Origin of the sequence: Massilia sp. CFBP9012 (genome assembly GCF_034045115.1) — a bacterium.
GTDB lineage: Bacteria > Pseudomonadota > Gammaproteobacteria > Burkholderiales > Burkholderiaceae_D > Telluria.
In genome coordinates this window covers 363840-386627 of sequence record NZ_JAXCWM010000006.1, presented here as the reverse complement: position 1 = coordinate 386627, position 22788 = coordinate 363840, and the positions used below count along the sequence as shown (strand labels likewise).

The 22788-nt window shown below is 65.7% G+C and carries 18 protein-coding genes; 8 read left to right on the top strand and 10 right to left on the bottom strand.

Features of this window, described 5'->3' with window-relative positions:
• Nucleotides 1-3 precede the first annotated feature (3 nt).
• The 5 genes from SOM61_RS12625 to SOM61_RS12605 all read left to right on the top strand — a co-directional run bounded on the left by SOM61_RS12625 (nucleotide 4) and on the right by SOM61_RS12605 (nucleotide 9615).
• Entirely contained in the window at nucleotides 4-804 is an 801-nt protein-coding gene (locus SOM61_RS12625; protein WP_320474419.1) for a TatD family hydrolase, read from the top strand.
• Nucleotides 805-945: 141 nt separating this feature from the next.
• Nucleotides 946-3768 (top strand): type VI secretion system Vgr family protein, encoded by a 2823-nt coding sequence (locus SOM61_RS12620; RefSeq protein ID WP_320474418.1) that lies wholly within the window; start codon nucleotides 946-948, stop codon nucleotides 3766-3768.
• Nucleotides 3765-5465, top strand: a complete 1701-nt coding sequence (locus tag SOM61_RS12615; protein ID WP_320474417.1) for an alpha/beta hydrolase — start codon at nucleotides 3765-3767, stop codon at nucleotides 5463-5465. The genes SOM61_RS12620 and SOM61_RS12615 overlap by 4 nt, the downstream gene beginning before the upstream one ends.
• Complete coding sequence (locus SOM61_RS12610; protein WP_320474416.1) at nucleotides 5462-7147, top strand: T6SS immunity protein Tli4 family protein; 1686 nt, start codon at nucleotides 5462-5464, stop codon at nucleotides 7145-7147. Before SOM61_RS12615 ends, SOM61_RS12610 begins: the two co-directional genes overlap by 4 nt.
• A gap of 119 nt (nucleotides 7148-7266) precedes the next feature.
• On the top strand, nucleotides 7267-9615 hold the full coding sequence (locus tag SOM61_RS12605) for a DNA internalization-related competence protein ComEC/Rec2 (protein WP_320474415.1): 2349 nt from the start codon (nucleotides 7267-7269) through the stop codon (nucleotides 9613-9615).
• A 5-nt stretch (nucleotides 9616-9620) separates the two neighbouring features.
• Here SOM61_RS12605 and SOM61_RS12600 read toward each other — a convergent pair whose 3' ends face one another.
• The 3 genes from SOM61_RS12600 to SOM61_RS12590 form a co-directional block, all read right to left on the bottom strand.
• The gene (locus SOM61_RS12600) at nucleotides 9621-11159 is read right to left on the bottom strand and encodes a hypothetical protein (RefSeq protein WP_320474414.1); all 1539 of its coding nucleotides are present in this window, start codon (nucleotides 11157-11159) and stop codon (nucleotides 9621-9623) included.
• Nucleotides 11160-11265: 106 nt separating this feature from the next.
• A complete protein-coding gene (locus SOM61_RS12595; protein WP_320474413.1) occupies nucleotides 11266-12636 on the bottom strand; it encodes a sensor histidine kinase in 1371 nt (456 codons plus the stop codon).
• Nucleotide 12637: 1 nt separating this feature from the next.
• Nucleotides 12638-13324: a response regulator transcription factor gene (locus SOM61_RS12590; protein ID WP_320474412.1), complete on the bottom strand. Its 687-nt coding sequence runs from the start codon at nucleotides 13322-13324 to the stop codon at nucleotides 12638-12640.
• 134 nt (nucleotides 13325-13458) lie between these two features.
• Between SOM61_RS12590 and SOM61_RS12585 the strand changes: the two genes are divergently transcribed.
• A complete protein-coding gene (locus SOM61_RS12585; protein WP_320474411.1) occupies nucleotides 13459-14436 on the top strand; it encodes a peptidase associated/transthyretin-like domain-containing protein in 978 nt (325 codons plus the stop codon).
• A 65-nt stretch (nucleotides 14437-14501) separates the two neighbouring features.
• On the top strand, nucleotides 14502-15308 hold the full coding sequence (locus SOM61_RS12580) for an alpha/beta hydrolase (RefSeq protein WP_320474410.1): 807 nt from the start codon (nucleotides 14502-14504) through the stop codon (nucleotides 15306-15308).
• A 1-nt stretch (nucleotide 15309) separates the two neighbouring features.
• Here SOM61_RS12580 and SOM61_RS12575 read toward each other — a convergent pair whose 3' ends face one another.
• A complete protein-coding gene (locus SOM61_RS12575; protein ID WP_320474409.1) occupies nucleotides 15310-15564 on the bottom strand; it encodes a hypothetical protein in 255 nt (84 codons plus the stop codon).
• A 146-nt stretch (nucleotides 15565-15710) separates the two neighbouring features.
• On the opposite strand from SOM61_RS12575, the gene dcd reads away from it, so the two are divergent.
• A complete protein-coding gene (gene dcd, locus SOM61_RS12570) occupies nucleotides 15711-16277 on the top strand; it encodes a dCTP deaminase (protein WP_320474408.1) in 567 nt (188 codons plus the stop codon).
• Nucleotides 16278-16284: 7 nt separating this feature from the next.
• On the opposite strand, the gene SOM61_RS12565 is transcribed toward dcd, so the two are convergent.
• The 6 genes from SOM61_RS12565 to SOM61_RS12540 all read right to left on the bottom strand — a co-directional run bounded on the left by SOM61_RS12565 (nucleotide 16285) and on the right by SOM61_RS12540 (nucleotide 22758).
• Nucleotides 16285-17175 carry a sigma-70 family RNA polymerase sigma factor gene (locus SOM61_RS12565; protein WP_320474407.1) on the bottom strand — a complete coding sequence of 297 codons (891 nt, stop codon included), beginning with the start codon at nucleotides 17173-17175 and terminating at the stop codon, nucleotides 16285-16287.
• Nucleotides 17176-17265: 90 nt separating this feature from the next.
• Nucleotides 17266-19524 (bottom strand): arginine/lysine/ornithine decarboxylase, encoded by a 2259-nt coding sequence (locus SOM61_RS12560; RefSeq protein ID WP_320474406.1) that lies wholly within the window; start codon nucleotides 19522-19524, stop codon nucleotides 17266-17268.
• A gap of 187 nt (nucleotides 19525-19711) precedes the next feature.
• The gene (locus SOM61_RS12555) at nucleotides 19712-20347 is read right to left on the bottom strand and encodes a DUF4337 domain-containing protein (RefSeq protein WP_320474405.1); all 636 of its coding nucleotides are present in this window, start codon (nucleotides 20345-20347) and stop codon (nucleotides 19712-19714) included.
• On the bottom strand, nucleotides 20344-20847 hold the full coding sequence (locus tag SOM61_RS12550) for a dihydrofolate reductase (RefSeq protein WP_320474404.1): 504 nt from the start codon (nucleotides 20845-20847) through the stop codon (nucleotides 20344-20346). Before SOM61_RS12550 ends, SOM61_RS12555 begins: the two co-directional genes overlap by 4 nt.
• Nucleotides 20844-21638 (bottom strand): thymidylate synthase, encoded by a 795-nt coding sequence (locus SOM61_RS12545; RefSeq protein ID WP_320474403.1) that lies wholly within the window; start codon nucleotides 21636-21638, stop codon nucleotides 20844-20846. The genes SOM61_RS12550 and SOM61_RS12545 overlap by 4 nt, the downstream gene beginning before the upstream one ends.
• 4 nt (nucleotides 21639-21642) lie before the next feature.
• On the bottom strand, nucleotides 21643-22758 hold the full coding sequence (locus SOM61_RS12540) for a threonine aldolase family protein (protein ID WP_320474402.1): 1116 nt from the start codon (nucleotides 22756-22758) through the stop codon (nucleotides 21643-21645).
• Between the last annotated feature and the right edge of the window lie 30 nt (nucleotides 22759-22788).

Genomic DNA, 22788 nt, shown 5'->3' with positions numbered 1-22788 from the left:
GCGATGTGGATCGATACCCACGTCCACCTTGACGCCCGCGAGTATGGCGGCGACGGCGCTGGGGAAGCGCTGAAGGCGCGTGAGGCGGGTGTGTCGATGATCGTGATCGTGGCGGTCGAGCGGGGCAATTTCGATGCCGTCGCCGGCCTGGCGCACGGCAGTCCCAACGCCTGCTATGCGCTTGGCATACATCCGATCTGCGTGCCACAGGCGCAGGACGAAGACCTGGTCTATATGCGCACCCGGGTGGAGCAGGCGATGAGCGACCCGCGCTTCGTGGGCATTGGCGAGATCGGTCTGGATTTCTTCATCCCGGAACTGACCGAACCCGCCATGCGCGACAAGCAGGAACGGTTCTTTCGCGAACAGCTGCGCATCGCGCGCGACTTCGGCCTGCCGGTCTTGACGCACGTGCGGCGCTCGCAAGACCAGGTGCTCAAGCACCTGCGCCAGATTCGCCCGCCAGGGGGGATTGCCCATGCATTCAACGGCAGTTTCCAGCAGGCGCAGAATTTCATTGAGCTGGGATTCCACCTGGGATTCGGCGGCAATATGACCTTCACGCGCGCGCTGCAGATCCGGCGCCTGGCGGCCGAACTGCCCCTGGAATCCATCGTGCTGGAGACCGACTCGCCGGACATCGCGCCGAGCTGGATTCATCCGGGACGCAACAGTCCCGATCAACTCCCCGGCATTGGCGCTACCCTGGCCGAGTTGCGCGGGATCGGGGTGGACGAGGTGCGCGAAGCCGCCTACCGCGCCTCGCTGGCAGCCATTCCCCGCCTGGCGGCGCTGTGTCCTTGACACGAAAGCCACGAGTATCGGTTTTCGACGTAGTTCACTCGTCAATTGTGAGCGCGAGCAAACTGTAATTGATACCGCCGTGCCAAGATTCTGTTTCGACGAGTTGCGCTGACCCCAGCGATTACCGGACAGGAGACACACTTGGACAGCGCGAGCGAATTCCTGCGCATGCTGCAGCACGAGAAATCGCTGACGACGGCCCATCGGGCAATCCGGCTGCGCCTGGGCCATGCCGACCACCTTGCCGATGAAGTCCTGCTGCCGCAGCGGGTCAGCGGCAGCGAGTCGGTCTGCGGCAGCCTCGAATACGTCATCACCTGCGTCGCCTCGACCCCGCGCCTGCCGCTCAAGGAACTGATCGCGCTGCCGGCCGAAATCCAGTTCGTCACCGACCGCGGCCAGTTGCGCAGCGCTAGCGGCATCGTGGCCGAAGCCCGCGCCGGCGACTACGACGGTGGCCTGGGCGTCTACCAGCTGGTGATCCGCGACGCGCTGGCGATCATGGAAAAGCGCGTCAACAGCCGCGTGTTCCGCTACCAGAACGAACTCGAGATCGTGCAGGTGCTGTTCGACGAATGGCGCTCGTCGAACGGCGTGCTGGCCAGCGCCTTCGAATACGAGCTCGATCCACTGTTCGACATGCGCCAGTTCCCGCCGCGCGAACAGACGATGCAATACAACGAGTCCGACGCCGCCTTCGTGCGCCGCCTGCTGCGCCGGCGCGGCGTGGCCTGGACCTTCCGCCCCGGCCATGCGCGCACCCGGACGCTCGAGGTCGAGCGCGACACCTCGCCGGTGCACACGCTGGTGCTGTTCGCCGATTCCAACTCGCTGCCGCGCAACGGCGCCGGCACCGTGCGCTACCACCGCGGCGGCGCCAGCGAAGAGCGCGACACCATCGTCTCCTGGAGCGCCGCACGCCGCCTGCAGGCGGGTAGCACCACGCGCCACAGCTGGGACTATCGCAACCCGCTCGGCACCCAGTTCATGACCGCCACCGCGCGCAGCATGGCCGACCAGGGCCGCAGCGGCAACCAGCTCGCCGCCAGTCTCGACGACTACCAGGTCGAGATGCCGCATGCAGGCAACGACGTCGAGGACCACTGGCGCCTCGGCCAGGTGCGCATGAACCGGCACGAGTTCGAGACCAAGTGCTTCCATGGCGAAGGCGGCGTACGCGACCTGCGCGCTGGCGAATGGTTCACCCTGAGCGGCCACCCCGAGATCGACACCCACCCGGCGGCCGAGCGCGACTTCACCATCACCGCGCTGCACGTCGAGGCCGAGAACAACCTGCCGGCCGACGTCTCGGCGCGCGTACGGCGCCTGATGGGCGCCTGGATGGACGCCGCCGCCTTTCCCGACACCCCGTCATCGCTGGACGCGGTGCGGGTACGTGTGAGCTTCGACGCGGTGCGGCGCGGCATCCCGCTGGTGCCCAGCTTCGATCCGCGGGTCGACCTGCCGCATCCGCAGTTGCAAAGCGCGATCGTCACCGGCCCGCCCGGCGAAGAAGTGCATTGCGATGCGCTGGGCCGGGTCAAGATCCGCTTTCCCGGCATGCGCACGGGCGACCACCGTCATGCGCACGGCGCCGGCGCCTCCGACACGCCGGCCGATTCGGCCTGGGTGCGGGTGGCGTCCAACTGGGCCGGCGCCGGGCCGGGCAGCCAGCAGCAGGCCGGCTCGCTCGGCCTGCCGCGCGTCGGCACCGAGGTGCTGGTGGCCTTCATGGGCGGCGACCCGGACCGGCCGGTGATCCTGTCGCAGCTGTACAACCAGCGCGCGCAGCCGCCGGCGCTGAGCAGGGCGGGGGAGTTGCCGGGTAATCGGTATCTGTCGGGGATGCGTAGCCGCGAGATCGGTGGCGCGCGCGGCGGTCAACTGCTGTTCGACGACACGCCAGGCCAGATCGCGGTGCAGCTGGCCAGCGAACATGGGGCTTCGGAGCTGAACCTCGGCTGGCTGTCCGAGCCGCGTGCGAACGGACAGGCAGGCCCGCGCGGCGAAGGGGCCGAGCTGCGCAGCGACAAGGCGGTGGCGCTGCGTGGCGGAGAGGGCATCCTGCTCAGCGCGGGCGGCAAGCAGATTGACGCCGGCGCCCAGCTCGAGCGCGCCAGCCTGGTCGGCCTCATGGAAACGATGCACGGCGTGCTGGACACGCTCGGGCGGTTCGCGGGCGACCATGGCGAGAGCGAAGAAGCCAAGCCGCGCCTGGACGCGCTGGCTGATCGGCTGCGCCAATGGCACGACGGCTCGAACGTCGCACCAGGCCCGGGGACGGGGGGCGAGCCGCTGGTGGCGGTGAACGGCCCGGCCGGCGTGGTGGTCGCGAGCGACGACAGCATCGCCTTCGGCGCCCAGACCAAGATCGATATCGTCTCGACCGGCGACGCCGAACTGGCGACCGGTCGTAGCCTGTTCCTGCGGGCCTCGCGCGCGCTGAGCATGTTCGCCTATGAACTGGGCATGAAGCTGATCGCCGCCCGCGGCGACATTGTGGTTGAGACCCATCGCGGGGACATCGAGATCAAGTCGTCCAGCCGCATCCGCCTGATCGCCGCCACCGGCATCGAGCTCGAAGCGCCGTCGGTGAAGGTTGTCTCGCAGGGCACCCAGACCGACTGGGACGGAGGCACCATCACGCACCAGAGCAGCGGCAAGCACGTGGTCAGGGCGGCGTCGGTAGAGCATCTTTCTCCCGGCGGCGGAACGCCGGCAGACCTGCGCCTGCCGGCGACCGAACTGGAAACGGACGAGCGGGTGGTGGTGCTCGACCGCCAGACGAACCTGCCGGCACGGGGCAAGCGCTATGTCGCCCGCCACGAAGACGGCACCCGCATCCAGGGTGTCACCGACGACGAGGGACGCACCAGCATCCTCTGCAGCTACGCGATGGGCGACATCGAATTGCGCCTGTTGCCGGACGACGAACCAGACGATCCCGGTGCGGGCCGGGCATGAAGGAGCCGACCCGTCCAATTCCCCAGCCAACTGTCGACCGCGATGGAAGCCTGGTGGCGCATACGGTCGCGACGCCGACGGCCTTCAAGGTGAGGGCCAGGGTCACCATTGGGTCGCGCAAGGTGATTCCGGTGATCTTTGTGCCCGGGATCATGGGGTCGAATTTACGCGTCCGGCGCGATATGGCAGCACGCGATGGCGACGAACCCAAGCCCGGGGAGCCTGCCTGGAGGCCTCCGAACAAGGCCATTGATGCGTATCGGGAGGCCGAGAAATGGGACTCGCGTTCTCCTGCCGCTCGGCAGCGCATTCTGGATCCCGGTACGCTCGAAGTAGATCCGGGTGGTGAACTCAATCTGCCTTTTTGTGCGATCGATGCAGCGGTTATGCGCGAGCGCGGTTGGGGCGAAGTCCATACCTCGTCCTATGGTGCACTGCTGGTAGATTTGCAGCGACACTTGGAAAAGACATTCCAGGTGTCGCCATACGGCATTCGACAAGTGCGCCACTACTGGAAGCGCGTCATGCAATGCGAGCCCGAGCGCTGGGGAGTGCGAAGTATCGAGAACGTAACCGAATCGGAACTCGAGCGTTACGCCGCCTTTCAATATCCGGTCTATGCTTTTGGCTACAACTGGCTTGACTCATGCGAGGTTGCAGCTAAATCCCTGCGTAAACGGATCGATCAGATCAAGAAATTTTGGACCGAAAGAAGGCATGAGTGCCGTCAGGTCATCATTGTGACTCACTCAATGGGGGGGCTTGTTGCACGGGCCTGCTCGCGCCTGAGTGTCCCCGAGAGCGGCGGCTCCGATATAGCAGGGATCATACACGCAGTGATGCCAGCCTTGGGCGCCCCTGTTGCATATCGCCGTATCGCATGCGGCACCGAGGGCGGGAACTTCACCAACGGCTTGGCCGATAATATTAAAGCGGCCAAATTCGCCGAGATTGCGGGAGATACAAGCGCCAAGACAACACCGGTGATGGCAGTCGCGCCAGGAGTCCTACAACTTCTGCCAAACCATCTTTATCCAAAACCATGGTTGATTATCAAGACCATATGGGGAGCAAATGGACGGGACGATGTACGTGACATGGTGTCACTCCCCGTGAGTAGTCCGTACGAGCTGTATCGTGACATGGACTCCTGGTATCGAATGATTGACCCTGTCTTGGCAGATCCAGCTCATCGCTACGGAAGAAAGAACGGCGGCGTCAGGAAGCGCATTCTAAGTGCCATTGATGAAGCTGAGCGCTTCCATACAAAAGTCTTGTCAGACGAATCTCCGAACGAGCCGGGTCGTCCGTATTATCACCCAAATACGTACGCCTTCTATGGTGCGGACAGGTCACTGAAAGCATACGGGCAGATCAGATGGGTAGCCAAGGTTCCCCCCAGCTCCCACGCCGTCCTTACGCCAGCAAATATCCGGGCCGGCAAGTTGATCGCATATGGAAAAGACGGTGCGCGAGAAATCGAGGTCGAGGGTGGCGTACGTCTGTCGTTCTCGGTTTGGCCGCAAGATGCCAATGGGGACGAAACATTGCCTGTTCAATCCGGTGCAGGACCGACGCACCACATCCGACAGATTTTTGCGCCAGCTGGATTTCGGCATCAGGACAGCTTTCATCATGAGGACATGCTACTCCTGACACGGCATCTTATCGTCAAGATCGTTCAGGAAATCAGATGAAACGGCTCAGGAGCCGGGTGCGCTGGATTGGCGGTGTAATGGCGTTGTCCCTGGCGCTGGCGTCCTTTTTCGCCAACTCGGTACAGACCGTACAAGATAAGCAAAAGGTGGCGAAGATGACAGATAAGATGAAGACGATTTGCGTCGGTCGATTTCTCATCGACCTTCCGGCCGACGCAACAGTACATATCGGACGTGGATTTGTCAGTGGTTATGATGTCGCGAGCACCGCACTTGAAACGGACGAGGAATTCGCCGAGCGTCTCAAGCAGTTCGAAACCGAAGCCGATGAGTCGGACGGGGGAACCGGCCTTCGCCAGTTCGAGTCGGTAAAGCCAGTCTCATTGACTACTGCGCAAGGAAAAGTCTACGTATACAACCGGCGCAAGGCGCGGGCCTTCGAAGGAAAGCGGATCGTCGCGATCGAAGACGTCGATGTACAAGGGATGATTCGGCTTCCAGGCGTCAGCGTCACGGCAAAAGCTGACGGAATGGCTTTGGACAGCGGAGATGAACTAGCCAGGCTACTTGGGCAGTTCCGTCCTTTGGGCCAGGATGAGATACCGCGAGAAAATGGTTTTTGCATAGGGCACGCAATCGTTCGCGATCCATATGAGCATCCGGAGAACGAGAGCGTCGTCATGTTCGCTGGATTGCCGGGACATCCTGACGTCAACATCGTCCTTTCTTCGCTGGCGGGGACCGAGCCGGCTCCTGGATTGCTAGCGCGGCACGCGGCATCGGCCGAGCGTCAACCCGTCTTCATGCGCCTGGCTTTTACGCACCTACGCGAGCATTCGCGCACCATCAACGGCTTGACCGGCGATGAATTGGTCATGCGGGTGTTGGAACCTAACTTTACTACCGGGTATTCATTTCAGTGGGAAATGGCCGGCAAACAGGACGACATTCATGCGCCCTTGCTGACATTGGAACTGGAGTCGGGCACCAATCCGGTCACCGGCGGTAAACCTGTGCAGTCGACGCTGTCTGAAGAGGCAATGTTTGATCTCTGGGACCGGATTGCTACCAGTATTCGGCTTCGCTCTATCGAACCAGCAGGCGCAACAACGTCTCAGCAAACAACAGTGGCGCTCGGCACTTGTGCATCTGCCGGTGATGTGTGTCCGCATAGCGGATGGTGGCAATGTAGCGATGGCAATAGAGACATCGGCGTGTTCGGCGGGCAGCAGCAATTCGTCAGAGAGGGCCAACGCATGCCCCAAGCACTGCTCTTGCCCCAGCAGACCGTATGGCAGAGGCTGCGCGGCGTGCAGCCTAGCTTCGAGAGCAGTAACCCGACCTTATGGACGCTGGTAGACAAACGTAGCAGCGTGCGTCTTGCTTCTCTGCCAGGTATTGAGCAAGCTATTCCCGGTTCAGAACTGCTCGCGACACTTGCTGGCGACTCGCCCATGGCATATGTCGAGCCACCGATAGGCAGTATCACGAAGACTGGCGCGGCCTGCCCAGCTAGCGGATGGTGGCGTTGCGAAGATAGCCATGCACTCGATGGGATTCGCTGGTTTGCTGCTGGAAGTTTGTTGCCCGCAGCGACCTTCCGTGCGCCGCTGCATGGGCGTGGCAGTCCACATCCGGAACTCATTCATCGACGTAGTGCCTGGCAACTCGTCCGATACGCGGATACGCCTGGCGGTACTAGTGCGGCGCTGGGCAGCTGACAGGGGCGCAAGTGAAATCGATTGGCCGTCGAAATACTGACGTGGTCGAGGTGCGTACCGCGACAACTGGCCAACATTCGTCGCATATGCCAACTTAAATCACAGAAGCCATCCTGCGCATGCGCAGCGCAATCCTGACATTCGCCGCCGGCGCCTGCTTGGTCCAGATCCAGTCCGCGTTGCCAGATGCGAGGACGTTGAGCGCCTGCATGCTCGCAGCCGTAGCCTGCCTGTTCTTGCGCGGCCTGCCCCGAATGCTCACAACCGGTCTCCTGCTCGGCTTCTGCTGGGCCGCCTTCATCGCCCACCTGGCACTGAGCAAGGCCTTGCCCCACGACGACGAAGGTCGCGACATCACCGTCACCGGCACCATCGCCAGCCTCCCGCACCGCTTCGACGGCGGCGTGCGCTTCCAGTTCGACGTCGCCCACACCGAAACCCGTAACGCCAGCGTCCCGCCAAAGATCGTCCTGTCCTGGTACGGCGCCACGGCCGCCGATCCCGCCTTCATCCACCCTGGCGAACACTGGCGCCTGGTGGTACGCCTGCAGCGCCCCCACGGCAACGCCAACCCCCACGGCTTCGACTACGAAGCCTGGCTGCTGGAGCAGGGTGTGCGCGCCACCGGCTACGTCCGTCCCGCAGGCAGCCGCAACGAACGCCTCGACGACTGGACCCCCGGCGCCGGCTACGCGATCGAACGCGCGCGCGGCTACCTGCGCGCGCGCATCCTGTCCACCCTCGACGGCGAGCCGTATGCGGGCGTGATCGTGGCCCTGGTCATCGGCGACCAGCGCGGCATCGACCAGGACGACTGGGACGTGTTCAACCGCACCGGCATCAGTCACCTGGTGTCGATCTCAGGCCTGCATATCACGATGGTGGCGGGCTTCGCGGCCTGGATCGTCGCAAGCCTGTGGCGCCGCTCGTTCTGGACCGACGCCCAGCTGCCGCTGCGGCTCCCGGCCCAGAAGGCCGCCGCGCTGGCGGGAGCGATGGTGGCGCTGATGTACGTGCTGCTGGCCGGCTTCGGGGTGCCGGCCCAGCGCACCTTCTATATGCTGGCGGTGGTCGCGGCCGCGGTCTGGTGCGGCCGCATCGCATCCAGCTCGCATGTCCTGTGCCTGGCGCTGGGCATCGTCGTGCTGCTCGATCCCTGGGCCATGCTGTGGCCCGGATTCTGGCTGTCCTTCGGCGCCGTCGCCGCGATCCTGTATGCCTGCAGCGGACGGCTCGGAGAACGGACGCGCGGCTGGCGCGCGGGGCTGCTGGTGGCGGCGCGCACCCAATGGGCCGTCACCATCGGCCTGGCGCCGCTCACGCTGCTGCTGTTCGGTCAGATTTCTTTGGTGAGTCCATTGGCGAACGCGGTCGCGATCCCCGTCATCAGCCTGTTCGTGACGCCGCTGGCGCTGGTCGGCAGCATCCTGCCGTCGCCGCTGGCCGACGTGGTCCTGGGGGTGGCCCACCTGGCGATCGAGTTGCTGGCCTGGCCCCTGCAACGGCTGGCCGCGCCGGCGCTGGCGGTATGGACCGCGCCGGCGCCGACGCCCTGGATGCTCGCGCTGGCGCTCTATGGCACCGCATGGATGCTGGCGCCGCGCGGCTGGCCGCAGCGCTGGGCCGGCCTCGCGGCCTGGACCCCGCTGCTGACGCAACTGCCGACGGCGCCGCCACCCGGCGCGTTCAGCGTCACCGCCTTCGACGTCGGCCAGGGCATGGCGCTGCTGGTCGAAACCCACCGCCACCGCCTGCTGTACGATACCGGCCCGCAGTACGCGCCCGGCGCCAGCGGCGCTACCCGCGTCATCCTGCCTTACCTGCGCGGGCGCGGCGTAGGGCGGCTGGACACGCTGGTGGTGTCGCACAGCGACCTCGATCACGTCGGCGGCGCCGATGCCGTGCTCCAGGCGCTGGAGGTCGACAGCCTGGTGTCATCCCTGCCGGCCTCGCATCCCGTGCTGCGCAAGGCGAAGCGTACACGGCGCTGCGCAGCCGGACAGGCGTGGACGTGGGATGGCGTGCGTTTCGAGATGCTTGGCCCCGACCCGGGCAGCTATGCCAATCCGCGTCTGAAGGCCAATGCGCGCAGCTGCGTGCTGCGCGTGAGCGCCGCTGGCACGGCCATGCTGCTGGCGGCCGACATCGAAGCGGCGCAGGAGGCCGAACTGCTCGTCACGGCCGGTGAACGCCTGCGCGCCAAGGTTTTACTTGCGCCGCATCATGGCAGCGGTACGTCGTCGACCTCGGCGTTCCTGGCGGCGGTGCGTCCCGACCTGGCGCTGTTCCAGGTTGGCCACCGCAACCGATATCGCCATCCCAAAAAGGAAGTGGTCGAGCGTTACCGCGCCATGGGCATCGACCAGATGCGGACCGACCAGACGGGCGCCATCACGCTCGATTCAGCCGATGGCCTGATCGCGCGCGCTTACCGGGTCGAACACGCCCGTTACTGGCATGGCCGCTGACAAGCCTAGCGAGCGGGCACGCAGGTGAACGGCGCATGCAGGTATTTCCATTCGCGCGAGACGTCACGTACATCGTGTCCTTGCAGCGCCTCGCCCGCGGCGCACAGGCCGGGCGGTGCGCTCCAGTTCGATCGATGCCGCATGATCTTGGTCGGCTTGCCGTCGACGCTGAATACCGAGATGCTGTCTTTCGGCAGCGGCAGGGTCACCCGTTTCTGGTTCCGGGCGTGGAAGATCTCGGCTTCGGGGTTGTAGTACTCCGGGAAGTGGCTGAGCGCCCAGCGCGCCGGCGCCGAGTGTTCGATGAAGATGGTCTTTTCTCCCAGCAGGCCGGTACCCGACAGCACCACCGCCTGCAGCGCCACGCCGCCGAGCAGCAGCGCAATGCGCGGCCTTGGTGAAGATAGCCGCGCCGCCAGCAGGGCCAGCGCTAGCAGCGGTATGCTCAGCCAGTAGCTGTAGCGCGTCATGACCACGCCGCCCGAGTTCCAGTTGATGGTGCTCAGCGCGGGCACGGCCATCAGGACGATCAGTGCCAGCACCGGCGCCGCTATGAGCAGCCACGTGGCGCGCTGCCCTTTCGGCAGCACGAACAATCCGAGCAATACCGCCAGCGCGATGCCGGGGCTGCCGATGATCATTCCCTGGTTCAGGTCGAAGAACAGCGAGAACAGGCGGGCGCCGGTGACGAATTCGGAGCCGTTGAAGTCGCGCGCGATCACGCTCGGCGTGCCGAACGTCCACTGGAAGAAGACAAACGGCGCCAGCGTCAGCAAGATGCCGGCCGCGGCCAGCACGAGCTCGCGCCTGCCCAGGGGCGCGGCGATGCTTTCCGGCCACTGCAGCCTGGGATACCTGACGATCAGGACGCGGCAGGCGCAAGCAAAGGGAATCAGAAGCGCCAGCGGGGGATTCTGGCTCGCCGCCAGGCCGGCGCACAGGATGGCCAGCCCGGCCTGGCCGCGCAGGCTTGCGAGGCAGGCGATCAGCACGCAGCTGGCGGTCATCACTTCGGGGCCGGTCCAGTTCAGGTAGAACGTCGTGCCCCCCAGCAGGAACAGCAGCATCGCGAGCGAGGATTGTTTGGGCAACGCGCGCCTGATATACGGGAGGGCGCCGGCGCAGAAGCACAGGTTGAGCAGGGTGAACGCGTAGTATGGCTGCGCGCCGAAGGCTTTCAGCAGCGCGTAGAAGGGCAGCGCCAGCAGCGAGTACAAGCCAAAATGGATGCCGTAGAAGTGGCCGGCATCGTTCGGCATGACCGTGAAGGTGTAGGCCGGCGTCTTCCCGGGTGCGCGCAGGTGCTCATGGAGCTGCGGCATCAGGTCGCCCAGGGTCGCGCCATAGAACGGCATGCCGCCTGCGCTGTGTTTCAGCGACTCCAGGTCGGCGTGGGTGATGTCGGGCGTACCATGCTCGTAGAGCGCGTGCATGGTCAGCATGTATTCATAACCATCGCCGGTCAGCGAGGTCGTGGCCAGGGCGAATCCGGCGATGGCCAGGAACAGGGGGGCGAACCAATAGGTGGACAGGCGCTTGAGCAAGATCGCTCCAGATATGCGAGCGATAGCACTCAGGTGGAGAAGGCCGCCGTATTCTACCTCCCTGCTGGTTCTTTGGGCAATATCGATGGGGTGACGGCCAGCCGAATCAGGCGCGCGGCAGCGTGATCGTCACCTGCAGGCCACCGCCCTCGCGGTTGCGCGCCACGATCTCGCCGCCATGGGCGTGCAGCACGCGCTGCGCAATCGCCAGGCCCAAGCCGTGGCCATCGACGCCGGTGCGCGATGCGCCGGCACGAAAGAAGGGCTGGAAGATCGCCGCCAGGTCTTGCTGCGCGATGCCCGGCCCGCGATCGAGCACGTCGATGCGGGCCAGCTTCTCGTCGGCGCGCACCGTCACGTTCACGATGCCACCCTGGGCGCCGTGCTTGGCCGCGTTGCGCACCACGTTTTCCAGGGCGCTCCACAGCAGGTCGGGATCGCCTGTTACTCCGACGGTGCCCTCGGCCTCGATCAGGATCCGGGTCGACTCGGACGCCTCGAAGCGGGCATCGGCCACGATCCCGTCCGCCAGCTCGGTCAGGTCGACCGCCTCGCGCCGCAGCGCGTCGGGCATGGCCTCCAGGCGGGACAGGGTCAACAGCTCGCCGATCAGCTTGTCCATGCGGTTGCTCTCGCGCTCGATGCGTTCGAGCGTGCTCGCGAACTTGTCCGGCTGCTGGTGCGCCAGCCCGACTGCCGCCTGCATGCGTGCCAGCGGCGAGCGCAGCTCGTGCGAGACGTCGTGCAGCAGGCGGCGCTGGCCATCCATCAGGGTGCGCAGGCGGCCGCTCATGCGGTCGAAGTCGCGTCCCAGGTCGGACAGTTCGTCGCCGCCCTTGGTGGCGCGGCCGAAGCGCGGCGCCAGGTCACCTGCGGCGGCGGCCTCGAAGGCGCTGCGCAGGGCGCGGATGGGACGGGAGAAATACCAGGCCAGCAGGGCCGCGAACAGCAGGCTGGCCACGACGGCGGCGCCGATCACGACGGTCTGGCCGATGCGGCGGCGTGCGCCCGGGTCGAGCGCCGGCGCCAGCGGGTCTGGCGGGCCGCGACGCATTCCCTCCGCCCGGCCCGACTGGCGCGGGACGAAGGCCAGGTAGCGCTCGCCGCCGGGCCCGACCAGATGCCGTGCGCCGCGCCAGGCGCCGCGCCGTTCGCCGTTGCCGAGCTGGCGCTCGGCTTCCTTGAGCAGCTCGGCCGGCACTGGGCGCCCGAGCAGGTCGCGGCGGGCTTCGTCGAGCACGTACAGCTGCGGGCGCTGCAGGTCGGCCAGCAGGCCGCGCAGCGCAGCTTCTCCGCCGTGGCGCAGGGTGGCCGCCGCAGCATCAAGGGCGACCGTGGCCGGCGGGCCCGAATCGAGGCTCGAGCTGGCCTTCTGGCGCGCCTGGTCGCGCAGCCAGAATGCGCCGCCGATGGCGATTGTGGCCGTCAGCTGCGCCAGCAGAATGCAGAGGAAGAACTTCCAGAACAGCCGCCCCATGCTACTCCTTGATCAATTGGTAGCCCTGGCGGTAGATGGTCTGCAGGCAGGAACGGCCGTCCGCCAGCGGTCCCAGCTTGTGGCGCAGGCTGCTCAGGTGAACGTCGATATTGCGATCGAAGCGTGCCAGCGGCCGTCCCAGGCCTTGTTCCGACAGCTCGTTCTTGCTCACCGGCTTACCGGCATTCCGGGCCAGCACTTCCAGCAGGTTGAATTCGGTGCTGGTCAGGTCCAGCGGCGCGCCGTCCCAGGTGGCGCGCCGTCCCTCGGGATGCATGGTCAGCTTGCCGACCGTGAGGGCCGCGCCCGGAATGCTTTCCGTCTGCCCCTGGGTGCGGCGCAGGATGGCGCGCACCCGCGCGGTCAGTTCGCGCGGCGTGCAGGGCTTGGCCACATAGTCGTCGGCGCCCAGTTCGAGGCCGAGGATGCGGTCGGCGTCGTCGCCGCGCGCGGTCAGCATCAGGACCGGGATGCGGCTGGCGGCGCGGATCTGGCGCAGGGCGTCGATGCCGCTGGTGCCGGGCATCATGACGTCGAGGATGGCGATGGCGTGGCGGCCGCTGAGCGCTTCGCGCGCGCCATCGTCGCCGTTGTGGACGCAGGTGACCCTGAACCCTTCCTGTTCGAGGTATTCGGCGAACATGCCGACGAGTTCGACGTCGTCATCGATAAGCAATACATGGTTCATGGCGACAGGATAGCGCAGTCGCGCATTCCGGTCTTTCCCGCAGCGGGCGGCTTTACCCGGATTTACCTCGCTTAGGCCCGCTTTACACCTGCCCGCCACACAATGGCCGCGTCAACACCACAGGAGGACTGACGATGACTTTGCCCACAACTCGCTCGGCCGTACGCGCTGCCCAAGCCTGCATGGACAGGGGTGACGAGATGGGCGCGCGGATCATCTCCCGCGTCGCGCAGGAGGCGCATGACGATCACCACCTCGGCCTCGGCCTCGGCGTCGATCTGGCGCGCCTGCTGGCGCGGCCTGCCACGCGCCGCCAGTTGCTGCGCTGGCTGGGTCTTGGCATGAGCACGGCGGCGCTGCCGCTGGCCGGCTGCGGCGGCAGCGTGGACGATGGCTACGGCATCTCGACCTCGACCACCACCACCGGTAACGGCACGGGCGGTGGCACGACGGGAGGCAATGCCGCCTGCTCCGTCATCCCCGAGGAGACCGGCGGCCCCTATCCGGGCGACGGCACCAACCGCAACGCCAAGGGCGTGGCCAATGCGTTGACCCTGTCCGGCATCGTGCGCGCCGATATTCGCGCCAGCGTGGGCGGCGCCAGCGGCGTGGCCCAGGGCGTGCCGCTGGTCATCCGCCTGAAGATCGAGAATGTGCTCCAGGGCTGCGCCGCGGCGGGCGGGGCGGCCGTCTATCTGTGGCATTGCACCCGCGAAGGCGGCTATTCGATGTACTCGAACGGCATCGTGGACGAGAATTACCTGCGCGGCGTGCAGGAAGCCGACAGCGACGGCTGGGTCACGTTCACGACCATCTTCCCGGGCTGCTATGACGGCCGCATGCCGCACGTGCATTTCGAAGTCTATCCGACCCTGGCCAAGGCGAACAGCGCGGCGAACCGGGTCAAGACCTCGCAGTTCGCATTCCCGCTGGCGACGCTCATTGATGCCTATGCCAGCAGCGGCTACGCCAGCAGCGTGCGCAACCTGGCACGTATCAGCTACGCGACGGACAACGTCTTTGCCGACGGGACGGCGCTGCAGATGGCGAGCGTAACAGGCAATGCGGTCCAGGGCTATACCGCCGAGCTGCTTGTAGGCGTTTCCTTCTAAAGGCGGACCGCCCGGCGGCGCGGGACATTACAATTGGGCGCTCCTGCATCCGATCGCGCCCGCCCATGTCCAGACCCCTGCTTCATTTCGCCCATGGCAACAGTTACCCGGCCGGCACCTACAACCGCCTGCTGGCGCAGCTGCGCGAGCGCTACGACGTGCACACCCTCGACATGCACGGCCACGATCCGCGCCATCCGGTCGCCGACGGCTGGGGCGCGCTGGTCGACGAACTGGTCGAGCACCTGGAAGGTTACGGCCGGCCGGCGATCCTGGTCGGCCATTCGCTGGGCGGGATGCTGTGCATGATGGCGGCCAAGCGCCGCCCCGACCTCGCGCGCTGCGTGGTGATGCTCGATTCGCCGGTGGTGGCGGGTTGGCGCGCGCTGGGCTGGCGCCTGGCGAAGCTGGCCGGCTGGGGCGAACGCCTGTCGCCGGCGCGCTTCGCGCGCAAGCGCCGCGAGCTGTGGCCCAGCCGCGACGCCGCTTTCCAGCACTTCAGCGCCAAGCCGATCTTCCAGGCCTGGGCCCCGGGCGCCCTGGACGACTACCTGGAACACGGACTGGCGCCGCATCCGGACGGCGTGACCTTGCGCTTCCGTCGCGACGTGGAATCGGCCATCTACCAGACGCTCCCGCACCACATGGACGCCGTGATCCGCGAACCGTTCCCGGTGCCGGTCGGCTTCGTCGCCGGCACCCGCTCGGAAGAGATGCGCCAGGCGGGCATGGACGGCACCCGCAAGCTGGTGGGCGAAAACCTGGTCATGATCGAGGGCGGCCACCTGTACCCGCTCGAAAAGCCGCAGGAGACGGCGCGCCTGACGCAGGCGATGATCGAGCGACTGCTGGCCGCACCAATGCGGCCCTAGGCTACTGGCGGTCCATCGGCTTGGCCTGGTTGTCGAAAGAGTCGCGCGCGTCGCGCGAACCGACGGTCCTGACGGTACGGTCGCCGCCGCCTTTTTTCGGAATCCGCGAGCCAGTCAGGGTTTCATCGTCGACCTTGGCCGCGATGGCGGGCGCCGCCGCGGCCGGGGGCGCCGGCTGGTCGGTGGTTGGCGCGGTCGTGCATGCGGCGAGGGTCAGGACGAACACGCCGATCAGGGCCTTGGGCAGATGCTGCATGTGGATCTCCATCGTATAGGGTAACTTATGGTATTCACAATTGCGCTTGCTCGCAATGTATATTGGCAGGCCGGCTGTCGACGACCATCACCGGCGGCTCCATTTCGCGTAAAATCGCGGGATTTTCTCCCTGCTGGAAACCGACAATGACTATCAAGAGCGACAAATGGATCCGCCGCATGGCGCAGAGCACCGGCATGATCGAGCCGTTCGAGCCGCAGCAGGTACGTGAGCAGGACGGCCGCCGCATCATCTCCTTCGGCACCTCCTCGTACGGCTACGACATCCGCTGCGCCGACGAATTCAAGGTGTTTACCAACATCAACAGCACCATCGTCGACCCGAAGAACTTCGATTCGAACTCCTTCGTCGACGTCAAGAGCGACGTCTGCATCATCCCGCCGAACTCGTTCGCGCTGGCGCGCACCATCGAATACTTCCGCATTCCGCGCAATGTGCTGACGGTCTGCCTGGGCAAGTCGACCTATGCGCGCTGCGGCATCATCGTCAACGTGACGCCGTTCGAGCCGGAATGGGAAGGCTACGTGACGCTGGAGTTCTCGAACACCACCCCGCTGCCGGCCAAGATCTACGCCGGCGAAGGCTGCGCCCAGGTGCTGTTCTTCGAAAGCGACGAAGTCTGCGAGACCTCGTACAAGGACCGTGGCGGCAAGTACCAGGGCCAGCACGGCGTGACCCTGCCGAAGACCTGACCGGTCTTCAGTCCTCCTGGCGCGCCCGGTGTCCCGAGGGCGCCAGGTGTCCCAGCTTGTCCGGATTGCGCATCACATAGATGGCCTTGACGCGCCCGTCGTCGATCTCGAGCGCCATCGTCTGCAGCATGGCGTCGGGTTCGAGCGTGATCCGTCCCGGCAGGCCGTCGATGCTGGGCGAGCCCAGCAACTCGGCCGCATCCCAGGCCGCCTTCACCTTCTGCGCCAGCAGGAAGCGCAGCACCTTCTCTTGCCCGAAGATCGGGTTCATCACGGCCGGGCGCTTGCCGCCGCCGTCGCCATAGAACACCACGTCGCTCGACAGCAGTTGGGTGAGCTGGGCCACGTCGCCGCTGCGCGAGGCGGCGAAGAAGGCGGCGGCGATCTCTTTCTGGCGGGCCGAGGGCACCGGGAAGCGCGGCCGCGCGCCGGCCACGTGGGCGCGCGCACGGCTGGCCAGCTGGCGGCAGGCCGCCGGTTCGCGACCGATCGCCTCGGCCACCTCGTCGAAGTCCAGGTCGAACACATCGTGCAGCAAAAAGGCGGCGCGCTCCAGCGGCGACAGGCGCTCCATCGCCAGCATCAGGGGCAGGGTGATGTCGTCGTCGTCTTCATCGGAGGGATCGATGAAAGGTTCCGGCAGCCAGGGGCCGATGTATTGCTCGCGCTTGATGCGCGCCGACTTGAGCACGTCCAGGCACAGGCGCGTCACGGTGCGCACCAGGAAGGCTTCCGGTTCGCGCACCGCCTCCTGGTGGGCGCCGTGCCAGCGCAGCCAGGCGTCCTGCACCACGTCCTCGGCCTCGGCCACGGAACCGAGCATGCGGTAGGCGATGCGCTGCAGGCGCGGGCGGCGGGCGGTGAAGAAGGCGGCGGAGTCGACGTCGATGGTATCCATGGGCGAAAATGATACGCGAAAAAAAAGGCCCGGATTCGATCCGGGCCTCTCTCGGCGGGCAGAGGCTCCAGTCCCAGCCTCCGTTTCGGTTTACGCGTCCTGCCTCACGCAATCGACGAAGTAACCGCGCTTGCCGTCGACTTCACGCTTGACCAGGCCGTGGACGTCGGTCTCGAAGCCCGGGAAGCGTTCGTTGAAGTCGCGCGCGAAGCGCAGGTAGTCGACGATCACGCGGTTGAAACGCTCGCCCGGGATCAGCAGCGGAATGCCCGGCGGGTAAGGCGTCAGCAGGATCGCGGTGATGCGTCCTTCGAGTTCGTCGATCGCCACGCGCTCGATCTTGCGGTGCGCCATATGGGCGAAGGCGTCCGACGGCTTCATGGCCGGGATCATGTCCGACAAATACATCTCGGTGGTCAGGCGGGCCACGTCGCGCGACTTGTAGAAGGTGTGGATCTCGGTGCACAGGTCGCGCAGGCCGTGCGTCTCGTAGCGCGGGTTGGCCGAGGCGAACTGCGGCATCGCGCGCCACATCGGGGCGTTGCGGTCGTAGTCGTCCTTGAACTGCTGCAGCGCCGTCACCAGCGTGTTCCAGCGGCCCTTGGTGATGCCGATGGTGAACATGATGAAGAACGAGTACAGGCCGCACTTCTCGATGATGACGCCGTGCTCGGCCAGGTACTTGGTGACGATCGAGGCCGGGATGCCGGTCTCGCCGAACTGGCCCGACAGGTCCAGGCCCGGGGTCACGATGGTGGCCTTGATCGGGTCGAGCATATTGAAGCCCGGCGCCAGCTTGCCGAAGCCGTGCCAGTTCTCTTCGGCGCGGATCATCCAGTCGTCCTGGGTGCCGATGCCTTCTTCCGAGAATTTATCCGGACCCCAGACCTGGAACCACCAGTCGGCGCCGAAGTCCTCGTCGACCTTCTTCATCGCGCGGCGGAAGTCCAGCGCTTCAAGGATCGATTCCTCGACCAGGGCGGTGCCGCCCGGCGCTTCCATCATGGCCGCGGCGACGTCGCACGAAGCGATGATCGAATATTGCGGCGAGGTCGAGGTGTGCATCAGGTAGGCCTCGTTGAAGGCATCCTGGTCGAGCTTGACCGATTCGGATTCGCGCACCAGCACCTGCGAAGCCTGCGACAGGCCGGCCAGCAGCTTGTGCGTCGACTGGGTCGAGAAGATCATCGACTCCTTGGCGCGCGGGCGGTTCTGCCCGATCGCGTGCATGTTCTTGTAGAAGTCATGGAAGGTTGCGTGCGGCAGCCAGGCTTCGTCGAAGTGCAGGGTGTCGATCTTCCCGTCCAGCATTTCGCGCAGGGTCTCGACGTTGTACACCACGCCGTCGTAGGTCGACTGGGTGATGGTGAGGATGCGCGGCTTCTTGTTGACGGCGTCGCGTGCGAACGGATTGGCTTCGATCTTGCGGGCGATCGATTCGGGCGTGAACTCTTCGAGCGGGATCGGGCCGATGATGCCCAGGTGATTCCGGGTCGGCATCAGGAACACGGGAATCGCGCCGCACATGATGATCGAGTGCAGGATCGACTTGTGGCAGTTGCGGTCGACCACGACGATGTCGCCCGGCGCCACGGTCGAGTGCCACACCATCTTGTTCGAGGTGGAGGTGCCGTTGGTCACGAAATAGCAGTGGTCGGCGCTGTAGATGCGCGCGGCGTTGCGTTCGGACTTGGCCACCGGGCCGGTATGGTCGAGCAGCTGGCCAAGTTCTTCGACCGCGTTGCAGACGTCGGCGCGCAGCATGTTCTCGCCAAAGAACTGGTGGAACATCTGGCCGATCGGCGACTTCAGGAAAGCCACGCCGCCCGAGTGGCCCGGGCAGTGCCACGAATAGGAGCCGTCGTAGGCATAGTTGACCAGCGCGCGGAAGAACGGCGGCGCCAGGCTGTCGAGGTAGGCCTTGGCCTCGCGGATGATGTGACGCGCCACGAATTCCGGGGTGTCCTCGAACATGTGGATGAAGCCATGCAGCTCCTTCAGGATGTCGTTCGGGATGTGGCGGCTGGTACGCGTCTCGCCATAGATATAGATCGGGATATTGGCGTTCTTGTGACGGATTTCCTTCACGAAGGCACGCAGGCCGGTCAGTGCGAAGTCGGTCTCTTCGAGCGAGCCGCCGCCGAATTCCTCGTCGTCGATCGACAGGACGAAGGCCGATGCACGCGATTGCTGCTGGGCGAACTGGGACAGGTCGCCATAGCTGGTCACACCGACGACCTCCATGCCTTCCTGTTCCATCGCGGCCGCGAGGGCGCGAATGCCGAGACCGGAGGTGTTCTCCGAGCGGAAATCCTCATCGATGATGACGATAGGGAAACGAAATTTCATGGACAGCTCCAAAACGAAGCGCCGTGGAAGCGGCAGGTCCTCTCCGGAACATTCCGGAGGGTCTGGCCGCCGCGCACGGCACCGTAGAAAAATGAGAAGCGGATTTTCGCAGAAAACACGGGTCCCGGTGCAAGTTTTTTTGCTAGGTTAGCCACTGTTCCGGAAGGGTGGCGCACTCTAGTCCTGTTCAGCTATCCACTCGGCGTCCGGCGCGACGGATGCCCTCGGTCAACAGCGCCGCAATCAGGGCGCCGACGAGCGGGATCGGTGACAGCGCCGTGACGCTGCCATGCATGAAGGCGAACAGCCCCAGCGTGATGCCGAAAGCGGCCACGGCCCCGGTGAGCGTGAGCAGCCAGGTGCGGCGCGCCAGCAGCGTGACGGCGGCCAGCGAGATCGCGATCTGCTGGGCCACCGAGGCGGCGGCCCACTGGCGCTGGCGGTGCAGGGCTTCGTCCGAGCGGCGGTTCGATTCGCCCGATGCCGCTTCCCAGCGCTCGGCTTCCTTGCGGATGACGTCCTTTTCTTCCCGGTAGCGCTCCGCTTCGTCGCGGTAGCGCACGCCGTCGACGCCGGGCAGGGTCGCGGCCAGCTCGGCCAGGTTCTGGCGGCTCGACTTGGCCTGGTAGTGGCTCCAGGCATTGGCGGCGCTGGTCTTTTCCATCGCCGCCTGGGTCTTGTACAGGCTGGCGTCGTTGTGCGACGACGTGCCCAGGAAGGCGAACAGGGTGCCGAGCGTGGCCAGTACCGCGATCAGTACCGCGATGCGCCCCGAGAAGCCGTCGCCGCCGCGCGAGCCCGGTGGGCGTGCCGACTCGTTCATGGCATCGCCCCGCGGCGTGCATACGTCACGAAGGCGTAATCGAAGCCATTGGCCTGGCTGTGATGGGTATCGCGCGCCGTTTCGCGCCACACGGCCGCGTCGATCGGCGGAAAGAACGTATCGCAGTCGAAAACACGGCCGATATGGGTGACGATCATGGCGTCGGCGATGTCCATGGCCTGCGCGAAGACCTGGGCGCCGCCGATGATGCTGGCCGGCGCGCCGTCGAGCATGGCGATGGCCGCATCCAGCGACGTCGCGCGCTCGGCGCCTTCGTGCGACCAGTCGGCGTTGCGCGTGATGACGATATTGCGGCGTCCGGGCAGGACGCGGCCGATCGAATCGAAGGTCTTGCGGCCCATGATCACCGGTTTGCCGAGCGTGACGCGCTTGAAATGGGCGAAATCCTCGGGCAGGTGCCAGGGCATCTTGTTGTCGACGCCGATGCCGTTATTGGCGTCGACCGCGACCACCAGGGTCAGGCGGGCAGCATCGCTCATACGGCCACCGGCGCCTTGATCGCCGGATGCGGATCGTAGCCCGTGATCTCGAAGTCCTCGAAGCGATAGTCGAACAGCGAATCGGGCTTGCGCTTGATCTCGAGGCGCGGCAGCGCGCGGGTCTCGCGCGACAGCTGTAGCTCGACCTGTTCCATGTGGTTCGAATAGAGGTGGCAGTCGCCGCCGGTCCAGACGAAGTCGCCCACTTCGAGCCCGGCCTGCTGGGCCATCATGTGGGTCAGGATCGCGTACGAGGCGATATTGAAGGGCACGCCCAGGAAGATGTCGGCGCTGCGCTGGTACAACTGGCAGGACAGCTTGCCGTCGGCCACGTAGAACTGGAACAGCGCATGGCAGGGCGGCAGTTTCATCTGCGGCACGTCGGCCACGTTCCAGGCCGAGACGATCATGCGGCGCGAGTCCGGCGTGGCGCGGATCTGTTCCAGTACCTGCGATATCTGGTCGATGTGCTCGCCGGAGGGCGTCGGCCAGTTGCGCCACTGGTAGCCGTAGATCGGCCCCAGGTTGCCCTCGGCATCGGCCCATTCGTCCCAGATGGACACGCCGTTTTCCTTCAGGTAGGCGATATTGGTCGAGCCCTGCAGGAACCAGATCAGTTCATGGATGATCGACTTCAGGTGCACCTTCTTGGTGGTCAGGAGCGGGAAGCCTTCCTGCAGATTAAAGCGCATCTGGTAGCCGAACACCGAGCGGGTGCCGGTGCCGGTGCGGTCGGTCTTGATGGCGCCATGCTCTTTCACATGGCGCATGAATTCGAGATATTGGCGCATTGCGTTACGTGGTTGAAGAATCTGTCATTTTAGCATTCGCCGCCAGCGCCGCGGCGAATAGCCGCAGTGCTTCTCGCACCGTATCGTCGGACATCGACAGCAGGTTGTCGCCGACGTAGATCTCGATCACACTCGACGCCGGCAGCGCGCCATGGACGGCGCGGTTGAACATCCAGATGCCGTGCTCGCGCGCCAGCGCATCGCGCACCGCGAATGCGCGCTCGCGCTCGACCGGCAGGTGAATGTGCAGCATGTTCGATTGCGGCGCGGCGGGATTGAGGCGCAGTTCGGGATAGGCGCGCAATGCCTGGTACAGCAAGCGCGTGCGCTCGAAATACGCGGGCATCGCCGCCAGCCGCGCGTCGAACTGCATGGCCGCCGCCACGATATAGGGCGAGCGGTGAATGACGTTGCCGCCCTGGCGCCGGAACCATTCGGCGCAGCGGTCCACGAAGGCGCGGCTACCGAGCAGCATGGCGCCACCCAGCCCGCCGATGCCCTTGTACAGCGAGACGTACACCGAGTCGAAGCCGGCCGCGATCGCCGCGACATCCCGGCCATAGCCCGCCGCCGCTTCCCACAGGCGCGCGCCATCCATGTGCAGGTGGATGCCGCGCGTGCGGCAATGGCGTTTGATCGCTTCCAGCTCGTCCCAGTCAGTGAGCTGGCCGCCGATTTCGCGCATCGGGATCTCGAGGCCGATGGCGCCGAGGCGGTCCGGCACCGCCGCCAGGTCGGCCTCGATCCATGGACGGTGACGGTCGCCCGCGCACAGCGCCTGGAAATGGTCCAGCAACTGGTAGTTGGAACGCTCGTGGTTGAGGATGTGCGAGGTCGGATGCAGGGCCACCAGGCGGCTAGCTCGATCCTCACCCCCGAGGCGCAGCGCCGTGACCTGGGCCATGGTGCCGCTGATGCAGAACACGGCCGCCTCGAAGCCGAGCAGGGCGGCGACCTTGCGTTCGAAGTCCTGGATCAGGGCGCCGTTGCCGTAGACGTCGTGGTCGACGTCGTGCTCCTCGCACCATGCGGCCATGGCGGCGAACAGTTCGGCCGGGCGCGGCTGGCGGTGGCCGGGGAGGACGGTATGGCAGCGGCGCTGCAGGTCGGTGTCAGGCAAAGCGGGCTCCTGGAAGGCGAGCCCGCTACT

Coding starts and splice junctions, on each gene's coding strand:
- SOM61_RS12555 (WP_320474405.1), bottom strand. CDS start 20,347: ATGAACGAGTCGGCACGCCCACCGGGCTCGCGCGGCGGCGACGGCTTC.
- SOM61_RS12575 (WP_320474409.1), bottom strand. CDS start 15,564: ATGCAGCATCTGCCCAAGGCCCTGATCGGCGTGTTCGTCCTGACCCTC.
- SOM61_RS12580 (WP_320474410.1), top strand. CDS start 14,502: ATGTCCAGACCCCTGCTTCATTTCGCCCATGGCAACAGTTACCCGGCC.
- SOM61_RS12560 (WP_320474406.1), bottom strand. CDS start 19,524: ATGAAATTTCGTTTCCCTATCGTCATCATCGATGAGGATTTCCGCTCG.
- SOM61_RS12585 (WP_320474411.1), top strand. CDS start 13,459: ATGACTTTGCCCACAACTCGCTCGGCCGTACGCGCTGCCCAAGCCTGC.
- SOM61_RS12610 (WP_320474416.1), top strand. CDS start 5,462: ATGAAACGGCTCAGGAGCCGGGTGCGCTGGATTGGCGGTGTAATGGCG.
- dcd (WP_320474408.1), top strand. CDS start 15,711: ATGACTATCAAGAGCGACAAATGGATCCGCCGCATGGCGCAGAGCACC.
- SOM61_RS12545 (WP_320474403.1), bottom strand. CDS start 21,638: ATGCGCCAATATCTCGAATTCATGCGCCATGTGAAAGAGCATGGCGCC.
- SOM61_RS12595 (WP_320474413.1), bottom strand. CDS start 12,636: ATGGGGCGGCTGTTCTGGAAGTTCTTCCTCTGCATTCTGCTGGCGCAG.
- SOM61_RS12615 (WP_320474417.1), top strand. CDS start 3,765: ATGAAGGAGCCGACCCGTCCAATTCCCCAGCCAACTGTCGACCGCGAT.
- SOM61_RS12605 (WP_320474415.1), top strand. CDS start 7,267: ATGCGCAGCGCAATCCTGACATTCGCCGCCGGCGCCTGCTTGGTCCAG.
- SOM61_RS12625 (WP_320474419.1), top strand. CDS start 4: ATGTGGATCGATACCCACGTCCACCTTGACGCCCGCGAGTATGGCGGC.
- SOM61_RS12565 (WP_320474407.1), bottom strand. CDS start 17,175: ATGGATACCATCGACGTCGACTCCGCCGCCTTCTTCACCGCCCGCCGC.
- SOM61_RS12550 (WP_320474404.1), bottom strand. CDS start 20,847: ATGAGCGATGCTGCCCGCCTGACCCTGGTGGTCGCGGTCGACGCCAAT.
- SOM61_RS12590 (WP_320474412.1), bottom strand. CDS start 13,324: ATGAACCATGTATTGCTTATCGATGACGACGTCGAACTCGTCGGCATG.